We start from the raw sequence: 12,315 nt of genomic DNA, 5'->3' as shown, positions 1-12,315 counted from the left end.
CCCGTCCCTTGGGCGGTTTACAGCTCATAGTCCTCGAAGTTGAATTTAATGCCTGCCAGCGCCTCTTCCACGCTGGATCGACGAGCGTCCATTACCCGCCGTGAGATCACTACCTTTCGAGCCAGGACATCCAGCTGATTCATGACTTGCGATATATCCCAAAAAAGGTATTCGGTATTCATGCTTGACTTGATGAACCTGATATTACTGACCACTAACTCCATATCCCCATTTGCGTTGTAGCTAATCGGCATTATCTTAAAGTCGAAGGCCTTTCCACTTACCCCCTTGACCTTCTTTAACAGTTCAACGTCTTTTTCCAGTGCAGCAAGTCCCAGATTCACCCCTTCCACCTGGTCACGGCTGAGAATAGGAGAAGCCAGCTTCGACCAGACCTGCCGCACACTTCCATAAAACTGCGTTTGAACATGCTCAATCGGCGGATGATCACGATTCCAGCCATGCGACCACAGTACATCGGCGTAATAATCGATCCAGCGTCCGGGCCGGATTGCGCTGTTGTAAGTATTGTCCGCTTGCCGCTGTGCCAGATAAGTACAATTCAATGCGAAACGATAATCCTCGCGCGACTGTCCTTGAACACCGGTCAGCAAGATATCTCCCACCAGGGCTGCATTATGTTTCATATCATCCGTTATCACAGTCATATCCATATCCATTAACGCCATAAAGGCGACTATCCATCTAACTTGAAAAGTAGTTATTCGAAAACAAATCAAGCATGCCTTACAGCAAATTTTAAACTTGACCCAAAAACAAAAACAACAAAACCAACCCAACACCAAACAAGTTTTCAACCACATAAGTTTTCAAAAAAACGCCGCCTGCTCCGGCAATGGAGCAGCGCCAGATAACAGAAGCCGCGTTATCATGCCGCCCTTGAACATGAACCCTGGATTAAGGAACGGCATGGCACCCTGGCTAACGGTTGTGGGAATCGGTGAAGACGGCTTCAAGGGCCTGGGCAAGAATGCCCGTCGCGCCCTGTTGGGCGCCTCGCGAATCTTCGGCGGCCAGCGGCAACTGAATTTGTTGCCAGCGTGCATTCGTGGCGAGCGGCAGTTGTGGCCCAGTCCGTTTTCCCTTGACCCCGTTCTGGCGCTGCGTGGCGAACCGGTCTGCGTGCTGGCTAGCGGTGATCCGATGTTCTTCGGCGTCGGCGCCAGCCTGGCCCGGCAAGTGCCTGACGCTGAAATGCTGATCCTGCCCGCGCCCTCCTCCTGCTCACTCGCGGCGGCGCGAATGGGCTGGCCCTTGCAGGAGGTGGTGACGCTTTCGGTGGTAGCCCGGCCCCTCGCCGCACTGAGCGCGCAGTTGTTCAGCGGCGTGCGTTTGCTGGTGCTGAGCAACGATGGCCAAAGCCCGGCCGCCGTTGCGGCATTGTTGCGTGAACGCGGTTTCGGTCCGAGCCGTCTCAGCGTGCTGGAACATTTGGGCGGCGCAAACGAACGGCGCATCGATGGGGTGGCCAATGACTGGAACGATCCAGCGGTCGCCGATCTGAACCTGATCGCCATCGAATGCATCGCCGCGCCGGACACCCCGCGGCTCTCACGACTGGCCGGCCTACCAGACTCGGCCTTCCAGCACGACGGTCAACTGACCAAACGCGACGTCCGCGCGATCACCCTTGCGCGCCTGGCCCCGGTACCCGGCGAACTGCTGTGGGATGTCGGCGCCGGCAGCGGTTCGATCGGCATCGAATGGATGCGCGCCCACCCCAGTTGCCGCACGCTGGCCATCGAAGCCGATGAAGGTCGGCAGCTGTTGATCGAACACAATCGAGATGCCCTTGGCGTGCCCGGTCTGCAATTGATTCGCGGCAGTGCGCCGCAGGCCCTGGCCGGGCTCGAACTCCCGGATGCGATTTTTATCGGTGGCGGGGTCACCCGTGAAGGTGTGCTCGACACCTGCTGGGCGCAACTCAAACCCGGTGGCCGATTGATCGCCAACGCCGTCACGTTGCAAAGCGAAGTCACCCTGATGACCTGGCGCGAACGCCACGGTGGTGAGCTGACCCGCATTCACGTTGCCCAGGCCCAGCCGCTGGGGGAGTTCGACACCTGGCGTCAGGCGCTGCCGATTACCTTGCTGGACGTGACGAAGCCCCTCGATGCGTGACGAAACCGCCGAACAACCCGCCCCGCTGCGCAGCGGCCTGACCACGGGCAGTTGCGCCACCGCGACCAGTCTGGCAGCGGCCCGTTTGTTATTGGGCGGGATGAGCGCTGACGCCGTGGAGATCGTGCTGCCCAAGGGCAAGCAGGTGCGGATGCGCCTGGAATTCTGCCGCCTGATCGACGACGGCGCCGAAGCCGGGACGATCAAGGATGCCGGGGATGACCCCGACGTGACCCATGGCGCGTTGCTGTACTCCCAGGTGCGACTGCGCGACGAGCCGGGTATCCGTTTCAGCGCCGGGCGTGGCGTCGGCACGGTCACCCGGCCGGGGCTGGTGCTGGGCGTCGGCGAGCCCGCGATCAACCCGGTGCCGCGCAAAATGATCACCGAGCACCTGACGTTGTTGGCCGAAGAACTCGGCTATAGCGGCGGTTTCGAGGTCACGGTCAGCGTCGAGGACGGCGAGGCGCTGGCCTTGAAAACCATGAACCCACGACTGGGCATTCTGGGCGGGTTGTCGATCCTCGGCACCAGCGGCATCGTCCGGCCATTTTCCTGTGCGGCTTACATCGCCTCGATCCACCAAGGTATCGATGTGGCCAAAACCAACGGTTACCTGCACATCGCCGCCTGTACCGGCAACGCCAGCGAGGACACCATGCGCCGCGTCTACGACCTGCCGGAAATCGCCCTGATCGAAATGGGCGACTTCGTCGGCGCGGTGCTCAAACACTTGCGCAAAGTGCCGGTGGATAAACTCAGCCTGTGCGGCGGCTTCGGCAAGATCAGCAAACTGGCGGCCGGGCACATGGATTTGCACAGCCGGCATTCCAGCATCGACCTGCCGCAACTGGCCGAATGGGCCGCCACAATGGGCGCCGACAAGGCGCTGCAGCAAGGCATTCGCGACGCCAATACCAGCCAGCAAGCCTTGGCGATGGCCAGCGCGGCGGGCATCGCCCTTGGAGATGCGGTATGTCAGCACGCGTTGGACTTCGCCCGCAACGTGGTGCCGGCGCAGGTTCAGGTTGAAGTCTTTGCCATCGATCGCCAGGGCGGAATTGTCGGCCATGCAGGTGCTTTTCAATGAAGCGTATTTTGCTGCTGGGCGGCGTGACCGAAGCCTTGGCCATCGCCCGCACGCTGGGGCCGGAACACTTCTACAGCCTGGCCGGTGTCGGTCGCGTGCCGACGGACCTGACCTGCCAGGTGCGCGTTGGCGGCTACGGCGGTGCCGAAGGCCTGGCGCAGTTCATTCGCGATGAAGGGATCGATCTGCTGCTGGACGCGACCCACCCCTACGCGGCACAAATCAGCCACAACGCCAAGGCCGCCGCGCAGCTGAGCGGCATTGCATGCTGGGCGTTACGCCGGCCTGCCTGGCAGCCACAGGCCGGGGATGACTGGCGCGACGTCAGCGATTGGGCCGAACTGATCGAAGCCCTGAAACCCTTCCGCCGACCGCTGTTCACCCTCGGCCGCGAACCGTTGCAGCACCTGCACGAAATTCCGCCGGAGCAATTCTGGACCTTGCGCGCACTGGACGCTTACCCGGGCAACGAACGCTGCGAAGTCATCGGCGCGCGCGGGCCGTTTCTGATCGAGGATGAACGGGAGCTGTTTGAACGTCGGCAGATTGATGTGCTGATCAGCAAGAACAGCGGCAGCACCGCGACCGAACCGAAACTGGAAGTGGCGCGGGAGCGTGGGGTGCCGGTGATTGTGTTGCAGCGGCCGGTGTTGCCGGGGGTGGATCGGGAGTTTGGATCGGTGAGTGAGTTGTTTGCTGCACTGGCGGAATGCAATCTGCCGGACGCCTAAGTAATTGTGGCGAGGGAGCTTGCTCCCGTTGGGCCGGTCCGCGTTCGGGCGAAGCGGCCTTAATCCCCCCCCAAAAAAAGGGGACAGCTGCGCAGTCCAACGGGAGCAAGCTCCCTCGCCACAGGGTTGTATGCCGACCGCAATTCATCCGGCATTTCGAATCATAGCCGCTACACTCTTTTGAACGTGCACTGCGACACCACACCGCACGCCGCTTTTTTACTTATCGGCCCTGATCAGGCTAAATAGCCGCGACTGATCGCCCACCCAACGGATTGTGTCCCATGTCCCGACAACGGCTAGCAATTGCCTGGATCGCCTGCTTCGCAGTGCTGTTCAACATGCTCGCCATGCCGATGACCGGAGCCATGGCGCAGTCGGCGAAATCACCCGCCGAGCAATTGTTGTGGGGCAGTTTCTGTACGTCCAGCGGCACGAAGATGGTGGCGATTTCCCTGGGCGACCTTGAGCAAAAAGCCCCGCAGAACGACGACCATTCCAATATGCAGCATTGCTGGTGCTGTTCAGGTTCCGCGCCGTTGGTGGCGTTGCCGGGGCATGCGCCACAACTGTATTTCGCTCGTTTCGAAGCCAATCGAAGCGTGCCTGCCACCGCTCTCGACACCCCCACCCCGCGCCAGCAATGGCCGAGCCTCAACCCCCGCGCGTCCCCTCTGGTGTGATTCCTTCTCGCAATTGAACTGCGTCTTGAATCGCTCTGGAGAACTGCCATGTTGAACAAACTCATCGTTCTGGCTGCGTTGCTGCTGCCTGCCTGCTTTGCCAATGCCCACGAATACAAGGTCGGCGAACTGCAGATCGCTCACCCGTGGTCCCAGGAGTTGCCGCCCAACGCGCCAACCGTAGCGGCCTATTTTGTTATTCAGAACACCGGAAAAGCCGCCGACCGCCTGCTCAGCGTCGACTCGCCGATTGCCGGTGAAGCGCAGTTGCATGAGCACATCATGCAAAACGACCTGATGAAAATGCAGCAAGTGCCGAGCGTCGAGATTCCTGCCGGTGGCAACGTCACGTTTGCGCCAATGGCCTATCACGTGATGCTGGTGAATCTGAAAGACCGCAACCTGCTGAGCGACGGCAAGCGTTTCCCGCTGACCCTGCACTTCGAAAAATCCGGTGACGTGACGGTCGAAGTCGCGGTGCAGAAGAAGCCACCAGAAGTCATGCAGATGCACACCCACGCCCAGTAAATCACTGAGCTGAACATACCCATGCGCCCGCTTAGCGCCAGGTCATCCGCACACCGTCGTCAGTCGTCAAGCCTGACGCGCGGCAGCTGGATCAGCCTGTTCGCCATGCTGATGATCTTTATCGGCCCGCTGATTTCTCAGTCGATGCCGATGGATCAACGCGCCTCGTCGATGTCGATGAGCATGTCGATGGACATGAGCATGGACATGTCGGCCATGGAGCACGCCAACCACGGCGCGCAACCCGCCGCCGAGCACTGCCCGCCCAAAACCTCGCACCACGCGCTCTGGGAAAAATGCGGCTATTGCAGCCTGCTGTTCAATTGCCCGGCGCTGACCGGCGGCCAGACCTTCGTCGCGTTCGACACACCAACAGCCACCACCTTCACCACTCCCTCCCCTCGCCTGGGCCATGCCCGGCACACCGTCTTCCCCGGCGCCCGAACCCGCGCCCCACCCATCGTCGCGTAAACACGCACCTCTGATTTCACACGGTTTTGCAGACAGCCACAGGCTGTCCGCCGTGTCGTTTACGACTGCTCGATGGAAATTGTCATGTCCAGGTTTGCTGCTGACACACGCTTGAGCCCTGCCCAAGCTTCTTTTGCCCCGAACGAATCGAGTATTCGTTTCAGGCATGCCACCGCCGTCCTTTGCAGCGCATTGCTGACATCCACGGTGCTGGCCAACGAACACGCGGGCCACGGTGAAGAACTGAGCCCGACGGTGATCACCGCCATTGCCCCGAGTTCGCCGCTGACCATCGTCACCAACCCCAAGGACCCGCGCCAACCCGTTCCGGCCAGCGACGGTGGCGACTACCTGAAAACCATCCCCGGCTTCGCCCTGGTACGCAACGGCGGCACCAACGGTGATCCGGTGCTGCGCGGCATGTTCGGTTCGCGACTGAACATCCTCACCAACGGCGGCCAATTGCTCGGCGCCTGCCCCGGCCGGATGGACGCGCCCACCTCCTACATCTCGCCGGAAACCTACGACAAACTCACCGTCATCAAAGGTCCGCAAACCGTACTGTGGGGACCGGGCGCATCGGCGGGCACGATCTTGTTCGAGCGTGAACCGGAAAGCTTCGGCGAACTCGGTACCCGCGTGAACGCCAGCGTGTTGGCCGGCTCCAACGGCCGTTTTGACAAAGTGGTGGACGCCGCTGCCGGCGGGCCGCTGGGCTACGTGCGCGTGATCGGCAACACCGCGCACGCCGACGACTACAAGGACGGCAACAACGACACCGTGCCGTCGCGCTACGACAAATGGAACGGTGACGTGGCGCTCGGCTGGACGCCAGACGCCGACACCCTGCTGGAGCTGACAGCCGGCAAGGGCGATGGTGAAGCGCGTTACGCCGGGCGCGGCATGGACGGCTCGCAGTTCAAGCGTGAAAGCCTGGGCCTGCGGTTCGAAAAATCGAACATCGGCGAGGTGCTGGACAAGGTCGAAGCGCAGATCTACTACAACTACGCCGACCACGTGATGGACAACTACACGCTGCGCACGCCATCGGGCACCGGGATGATGGCCGGCCCAATGGCTTCCAACGTCGACCGCCGCACCCTCGGCGCGAGGATCAAGGCGACTTGGCGCTGGGCCGATGTGCAGTTGATCAGCGGCATCGATGCGCAGACCAACGAGCATCGCCAACGCGGCAGCATGGGCGTCGATACCTACAAGGACCTGCCGTATACCAAGGACGCCGACTTCCATAACTATGGCGTGTTCAGCGAACTGACCTGGTACGCCGCCGACCGTGACCGGTTGATTACTGGTGCACGCCTGGACCGTGCATCGGCCAAGGATTACCGGCAGACCACCGGTTCCGGGATGATGACTCGCCCCAACCCGACCGCCGACGAAACCCGCGCCGACACATTGCCAAGCGGCTTCCTGCGCTACGAGCATGACCTCGCCGACAGCCCGACCACCCTCTACGCCGGCCTCGGTCACACCCAGCGTTTCCCCGATTACTGGGAACTGTTTTCGCCCAAGTCCGGCCCCGCCGGATCGGTGAATGCCTTCGATTCGATCAAGCCTGAAAAAACCACCCAGCTCGATTTCGGCCTGCAATACAAGACCGAAGACCTCGAAGCCTGGGCCTCGGGTTATGTCGGCCAGGTGCGCGATTACATCTTGTTCAACTACACCCCGACCATGATGGGCACCACCTCCCAGGCGCAGAACATCGACGCGCGAATCATGGGCGGCGAACTCGGCGCGGCCTACCAGCTGACCAGCAACTGGAAAGCCGACGCGACCCTGGCCTACGCCTGGGGCAAGAACAGCAGCGAAGGCAACGCATTGCCGCAAATGCCGCCGCTGGACGCGCGTTTCGGCCTGACCTACAGCGAAGACAACTGGAGTGCCGGTGCCCTGTGGCGAGTGGTCGCGGCGCAAAACCGCATCGACCAGAACAAGGGCAACGTGGTCGGCAAGGACTTCGACAAGACCTCCGGTTTTGGCGTGTTCTCGCTCAATGGCGCCTACCGTATCAACAAAAACTGGAAGGTCAGCAGCGGCGTCGACAACCTGTTCGGCAAGGCTTACGCCGAGCATTTGAACCTGGCCGGCAACGCCGGTTTTGGCTACCCGGCCAATGACCCGCAGGCCATCAAAGAACCGGGGCGAACGCTCTGGACCAAGGTGGACATGAGCTTTTAAGAGTATCGCGGGCAAGCCCGCTCCCACATAGACAGTGGAGAACCTGTGGGAGCGAGCCTGCTCGCGATCGGTTGCGCAGCAACCGCAAAACAAACAACTAAAAGAACCATGCCAAAGCGGAGCACACGTGATGAAACAGCCCAAAGTAAATTTCTACAACCTGGCCTGGCGCTGGCATTTCTATGCCGGTCTGTTCGTCGCGCCATTCATGGTGATGCTGGCCTTGACCGGCGTCATCTACCTGTTCAAGCCGCAACTCGATCCGATGATGTACGGCAGCCTGATGAACGTACCGGCCGGGCATCACAGCGTCCCGGCCGATGACCTGCTCAAACGGGTGAAACAGGCGTACCCACACGCCACGATCAAACAGTACCTGCCGCCGGTCAACGCCGAGCGCAGCGCTCAGTTTGTCGTGATCAATGGCGGTAGCGAACTCAACGTATTCGTCGATCCCTATCAGGGCGACATCCTTGGCGAGCAAGACGCCAAGCAGAATCTGCAAGCGGTGGCGCGAGCGATTCATGGTGAATTGATGATCGGCACCGTCGGTGATCGATTGGTCGAACTGGCTGCTGGCTGGGGCGTGGTGTTGGTGGTTTCCGGCGTGTTCCTGTGGTGGCCGCGTGGCCAGGCGGCCGGTATTTTGTGGCCGCGCCTGACCAGTCGCGGTCGGGTGCTGTGGCGTGATTTGCATGCTGTGACCGGGTTCTGGGGCGCATCGTTGCTGCTGGTGATGCTGCTCAGCGGCATGACCTGGACCGGGTTCTGGGGCCAGAAATATGCGCAGGTGTGGAACGTGTTTCCGGCGGCAATGTGGGACAGCGTGCCCAAATCCGATGTCGAGGCCCGCAGCCTCAACACTGCCACTCGCCAGACCGTGCCGTGGGCCATGGAAAACACGCCGATGCCGATGTCCGGCGACCACGCCGAACACATGACCCACGATGGCGCCAAAGCCGGCCCCGCCGCACCGACCATCAGCCTGCAAGACGTGCAGAACATCGCCGTGCAACGCAAGGTCGAGCCGGGTTACAGCATCACCTTCCCGACCACCGACACCGGCGTGTTCACCATCGCCGTGTTCGCGGACGACCCGCGCAATGACGCCACTTTGCATGTCGACCAGTACACTGGCGATGTCCTCGCCGACGTGCGCTACGAGCAATACGGGACCGTCGCCCGCGCCACAGAAATCGGCGTGATGTTGCACGAAGGCAAGATGTTTGGCGTGTTCAACCAGATCGTCGTGCTGCTGATCTGCCTGATGATTTTGCTCAGCGCGGTGAGCGGCGTGGTGATCTGGTGGAAGCGTCGTCCACAAGGCAAGTTCGGTGTTCCACCGCTGCGCCACGACCTGCCGAGATGGAAAACCGCGATGGTCATCATGTTCGCTCTGGCCGTGGCGTTTCCGTTGGTGGGGGCTTCGCTGGTGGTGGTGTGGGTGCTGGATCGTGTGCTGTTTTCGCGATTCACCCGGCAAACTGAATCGGCCTCACCTTCTTCATGAAGCAGGCGAGATGCGCGATTTAGACGAATCTGTAGACTTGCCGCGCTTAGCTCGGCATCATCTCTAGTGTTACTGTATAACTCAAATACAGTGTTTTGATCAGCAGGCCCGCTCCCCCAGGATTTGCGCGATCCCTGTGGGAGCGCGCTTGCCCGCAATGGCGTCATCAGCATCACCCACTCTCTCAGAGCAACTGCATGACCTCGCTTAACCTCTCAAACCTCGCTTGGACACCCCTGGGCCACGGCCACTGCCATCACCAGTTCCAGCTGCGTGAGGCGTCCCTGCAGGTGGCCGCCGGTGAGTTCGTCGGGTTGATCGGCCCCAACGGCAGCGGCAAGACCAGCCTGCTGCGCTGCGCTTATCGCTTCAGCAAGCCCGAGAGCGGCGAGGTCCGGCTCGACCACCATAACGTCTGGAAGCAATCCTCGCGCTGGTGCGCCCAACGCATCGCCGTGGTGTTGCAGGAGTTCCCCGATGCCTTCGGTCTGACCGTCGACGAAGTGGTCGCCATGGGCCGCACACCGCACAAAGGCCTGTTTGGTGGCGACACGATTGAAGACCGGAATCTGGCAACTCAAGCATTGGCGTCCGTCGGCCTCAGAGGCTTCGAAGACCACGCCTTCGCCACCCTCTCCGGCGGTGAAAAACAACGTGTGATCCTCGCCCGCGCCCTGGCTCAGCAACCGCAATTGCTGATCCTCGACGAGCCGACCAACCACCTCGACCCACGCTATCAACTGGAACTGTTGCAACTGGTCAAACGCCTGAAAATCGGCACCCTGGCCAGCATCCACGACCTCAATCTGGCGGCCGCTTTCTGCGATCGTTTGTACGTGATCCATCACGGTCGCATCGTCGCCAGCGGCACGCCGAAAGAAGTCCTGAGCGCCCCGCTGCTGCGCGACGTGTTCGGCGTCGAAGCGCTGATCGATGAACACCCCTTGCACGGCTACCCACGAATTACCTGGATAACCCAACCATGACTTTGCGTTCCCTGCTTTGCTTCACGCTGTTGCTGGGCAGTGCCCACGCGTTGGCCGAGGCCACGAACTACCCGTTGACGATCCAGAGCTGCAACCGCGAAGTGACCTTCACGCAGGCGCCGAAACACGCGGTCAGCCATGACATCAACATGACCCAGATGATGCTCGCCCTTGGCTTCAAACCGCGCATGGCCGGCTACAGCGGCGTGTCCGGCTGGAAGTCAGTCACGCCCGAAATGCAGACCATCCTCGACGGCTTGCCCGAGCTGGCAGCCAAATACCCGTCGGTGGAAACCCTGCTCAATGCCAACGTCGACTTCTTCTTCGCCGGTTGGGATTACGGCATGCGCGTGGGTGGCGACCTCACGCCTCAAACGTTGCAACCGCTGGGCATCAATGTCTACGAGCTGACCGAGTCCTGCGCCTTTGTCATGAAGCGTCCACCGGCCAGCCTGGAAGACACCTACAACGACCTGCGCAACCTCGGCAAGATCTTCGACGTTCAGGACCGCGCCAATGCCTTGATCGCCAAAATGCAGGCGCAAGTCGCCGAGGTGCGCAAGGGTCTGCCCGCCGATAAACCTCGGGTCTTCCTTTACGACAGTGGCGAAGACCGCGCCATGACGTCCGGCCGCCTCGGCATGCCGCAGGCACTGATCGACGCCGCGGGCGGGCGCAACATTCTGGACGACGTCGAGGCGAGCTGGACCCGCGTCAACTGGGAAGACGTGGTCGAGCGCAACCCTCAGGTGATCGTGATCGTCGACTACGGCGAAGTCACCGCCGAACAGAAAGAACACTTCCTGCTCAGCAACAAGGCGCTGCAATCGGTGGACGCGATCAAGAACCAGCGTTTCATCGTGATTCCGTATGTGCAGGCCACGCCGGGCATCGACAACGTGCTGGCGGTTGAAACCCTGGCCAAAGGTTTCCACGGCGAATGATGGATCGTCGCTATGTCTTGCTGCTGGTGATGCTCGCCGCGCTGTTGCTGGTGTCGTGCGTGGTGTCGCTGGGCTTCGGTCCGGCGCGGGTTCCGGTGGACGTGGTGGGGCGGATCTTGCTGCACAAGGTGTTCGGTGTGGGTGAAGTGAGCTGGACTGCAGGGCAGGAGCACATTGTCTGGCTGATCCGCGTGCCGCGCATGCTGCTCGGTGCGCTGGTCGGTGCTGGCCTGGCGCTGATCGGCGCGGTGCTGCAAGCGGTGACGCGCAATCCATTGGCCGACCCGCACCTGCTCGGGGTCACTTCCGGTGCGACCCTTGGCGCGGTGATTGTGGTGCTGCACGTCGGTGAAATCGTCGGCCTGCTGACCTTGCCGATCGCGGCGTTTATCGGCGCGCTGCTGAGCATGTTGACCGTGCTGATGATCGCCAATCGCAACGGTCGTCTGGACAGTGACCGGCTACTGCTGTGCGGTGTGGCGGTGTCGTTCGTGATGATGGCGATTGCCAATTTGCTGCTGTTCTTCGGCGACCACCGGGCGAGTTCGGCGGTGATGTTCTGGATGCTCGGCGGGCTCGGGTTGGCGCGTTGGGAGTTGCTTGCGGTGCCGGCCGCCAGCGTGTTGCTGGGATTGGTCTTGCTGCTAGGCATGGCCCGACCGTTGAATGCGCTGATGGCCGGCGAACAGACCGCCGTCACCCTTGGCTTGAATGCGCGTACCGTGCGCTTGCGGGTGTTTCTGATTGCGTCGCTGATGACCGGCGTATTGGTTTCGATCAGCGGGTCGATCGGGTTTGTCGGGCTGATGGTGCCGCACATTGCCCGTCGACTGGTCGGGGCCGAGCACCGGCGATTGTTACCGGCGTGTGTATTGCTGGGCAGCGTGTTTCTGGTATGGGTCGACGTCGCCGCGCGCACCCTGATCGCCCCCGAGGACTTGCCGATTGGCGTGGCCACGGCGGCGATTGGCGGGTTGTTTTTCATCGGTCTCATGCAGCGTCGCTGAGCCATGCCAACCGGAGGGGGG

At 61.4% G+C, this 12,315-nt stretch carries 12 protein-coding genes; 11 read left to right on the top strand and 1 reads right to left on the bottom strand.

Annotation, left to right across the window (positions count from 1 at the left end; all coding sequences use genetic code 11):
• Positions 1-17 precede the first annotated feature (17 nt).
• Positions 18-689: a hypothetical protein gene (locus FHL16_RS18885; RefSeq protein ID WP_010463916.1), complete on the bottom strand. Its 672-nt coding sequence runs from the start codon at positions 687-689 to the stop codon at positions 18-20.
• A gap of 241 nt (positions 690-930) precedes the next feature.
• On the opposite strand from FHL16_RS18885, the gene cbiE reads away from it, so the two are divergent.
• The 11 genes from cbiE (at position 931) to FHL16_RS18830 (ending at position 12,294) form a co-directional block, all read left to right on the top strand.
• On the top strand, positions 931-2,142 hold the full coding sequence (gene cbiE / locus FHL16_RS18880) for a precorrin-6y C5,15-methyltransferase (decarboxylating) subunit CbiE (protein ID WP_077748963.1): 1,212 nt from the start codon (positions 931-933) through the stop codon (positions 2,140-2,142).
• The gene (locus FHL16_RS18875; RefSeq protein ID WP_077748962.1) at positions 2,135-3,232 is read left to right on the top strand and encodes a cobalt-precorrin-5B (C(1))-methyltransferase; all 1,098 of its coding nucleotides are present in this window, start codon (positions 2,135-2,137) and stop codon (positions 3,230-3,232) included. The genes cbiE and FHL16_RS18875 overlap by 8 nt, the downstream gene beginning before the upstream one ends.
• The gene (locus FHL16_RS18870; protein ID WP_077748961.1) at positions 3,229-3,963 is read left to right on the top strand and encodes a cobalt-precorrin-6A reductase; all 735 of its coding nucleotides are present in this window, start codon (positions 3,229-3,231) and stop codon (positions 3,961-3,963) included. Before FHL16_RS18875 ends, FHL16_RS18870 begins: the two co-directional genes overlap by 4 nt.
• Before the next feature lie 284 nt (positions 3,964-4,247).
• Entirely contained in the window at positions 4,248-4,646 is a 399-nt protein-coding gene (locus FHL16_RS18865; protein ID WP_010463920.1) for a DUF2946 domain-containing protein, read from the top strand.
• 48 nt (positions 4,647-4,694) lie between these two features.
• Entirely contained in the window at positions 4,695-5,174 is a 480-nt protein-coding gene (locus tag FHL16_RS18860) for a copper chaperone PCu(A)C (protein WP_077748960.1), read from the top strand.
• Positions 5,175-5,195: 21 nt separating this feature from the next.
• Positions 5,196-5,645: a DUF2946 domain-containing protein gene (locus tag FHL16_RS18855; RefSeq protein ID WP_077748959.1), complete on the top strand. Its 450-nt coding sequence runs from the start codon at positions 5,196-5,198 to the stop codon at positions 5,643-5,645.
• Between the two features lie 84 nt (positions 5,646-5,729).
• Positions 5,730-7,847, top strand: a complete 2,118-nt coding sequence (locus tag FHL16_RS18850; RefSeq protein ID WP_077748958.1) for a TonB-dependent copper receptor — start codon at positions 5,730-5,732, stop codon at positions 7,845-7,847.
• Between the two features lie 130 nt (positions 7,848-7,977).
• On the top strand, positions 7,978-9,357 hold the full coding sequence (locus FHL16_RS18845; protein WP_077748957.1) for a PepSY-associated TM helix domain-containing protein: 1,380 nt from the start codon (positions 7,978-7,980) through the stop codon (positions 9,355-9,357).
• A gap of 197 nt (positions 9,358-9,554) precedes the next feature.
• On the top strand, positions 9,555-10,343 hold the full coding sequence (locus FHL16_RS18840; RefSeq protein ID WP_077748956.1) for an ABC transporter ATP-binding protein: 789 nt from the start codon (positions 9,555-9,557) through the stop codon (positions 10,341-10,343).
• On the top strand, positions 10,340-11,287 hold the full coding sequence (locus FHL16_RS18835; protein ID WP_077748955.1) for an ABC transporter substrate-binding protein: 948 nt from the start codon (positions 10,340-10,342) through the stop codon (positions 11,285-11,287). The genes FHL16_RS18840 and FHL16_RS18835 overlap by 4 nt, the downstream gene beginning before the upstream one ends.
• A complete protein-coding gene (locus FHL16_RS18830; protein ID WP_077748954.1) occupies positions 11,284-12,294 on the top strand; it encodes a FecCD family ABC transporter permease in 1,011 nt (336 codons plus the stop codon). The genes FHL16_RS18835 and FHL16_RS18830 overlap by 4 nt, the downstream gene beginning before the upstream one ends.
• The last annotated feature ends 21 nt before the right edge of the window (positions 12,295-12,315 follow it).

The organism is Pseudomonas sp. FSL W5-0299 (assembly GCF_005930655.1).
Lineage (GTDB): Bacteria > Pseudomonadota > Gammaproteobacteria > Pseudomonadales > Pseudomonadaceae > Aquipseudomonas > Aquipseudomonas mandelii.
This window is presented reverse-complemented; position numbering and strand designations above follow the sequence as displayed.

Bases quoted from the DNA above. Each gene is read 5' to 3' on its own strand.
- FHL16_RS18885 (WP_010463916.1), bottom strand. From the start codon at position 689: ATGGCGTTAATGGATATGGATATGACTGTGATAACGGATGATATGAAA.
- FHL16_RS18840 (WP_077748956.1), top strand. From the start codon at position 9,555: ATGACCTCGCTTAACCTCTCAAACCTCGCTTGGACACCCCTGGGCCAC.
- FHL16_RS18865 (WP_010463920.1), top strand. From the start codon at position 4,248: ATGTCCCGACAACGGCTAGCAATTGCCTGGATCGCCTGCTTCGCAGTG.
- FHL16_RS18870 (WP_077748961.1), top strand. From the start codon at position 3,229: ATGAAGCGTATTTTGCTGCTGGGCGGCGTGACCGAAGCCTTGGCCATC.
- FHL16_RS18850 (WP_077748958.1), top strand. From the start codon at position 5,730: ATGTCCAGGTTTGCTGCTGACACACGCTTGAGCCCTGCCCAAGCTTCT.
- FHL16_RS18845 (WP_077748957.1), top strand. From the start codon at position 7,978: ATGAAACAGCCCAAAGTAAATTTCTACAACCTGGCCTGGCGCTGGCAT.
- cbiE (WP_077748963.1), top strand. From the start codon at position 931: ATGGCACCCTGGCTAACGGTTGTGGGAATCGGTGAAGACGGCTTCAAG.
- FHL16_RS18855 (WP_077748959.1), top strand. From the start codon at position 5,196: ATGCGCCCGCTTAGCGCCAGGTCATCCGCACACCGTCGTCAGTCGTCA.
- FHL16_RS18875 (WP_077748962.1), top strand. From the start codon at position 2,135: ATGCGTGACGAAACCGCCGAACAACCCGCCCCGCTGCGCAGCGGCCTG.
- FHL16_RS18860 (WP_077748960.1), top strand. From the start codon at position 4,695: ATGTTGAACAAACTCATCGTTCTGGCTGCGTTGCTGCTGCCTGCCTGC.
- FHL16_RS18835 (WP_077748955.1), top strand. From the start codon at position 10,340: ATGACTTTGCGTTCCCTGCTTTGCTTCACGCTGTTGCTGGGCAGTGCC.
- FHL16_RS18830 (WP_077748954.1), top strand. From the start codon at position 11,284: ATGATGGATCGTCGCTATGTCTTGCTGCTGGTGATGCTCGCCGCGCTG.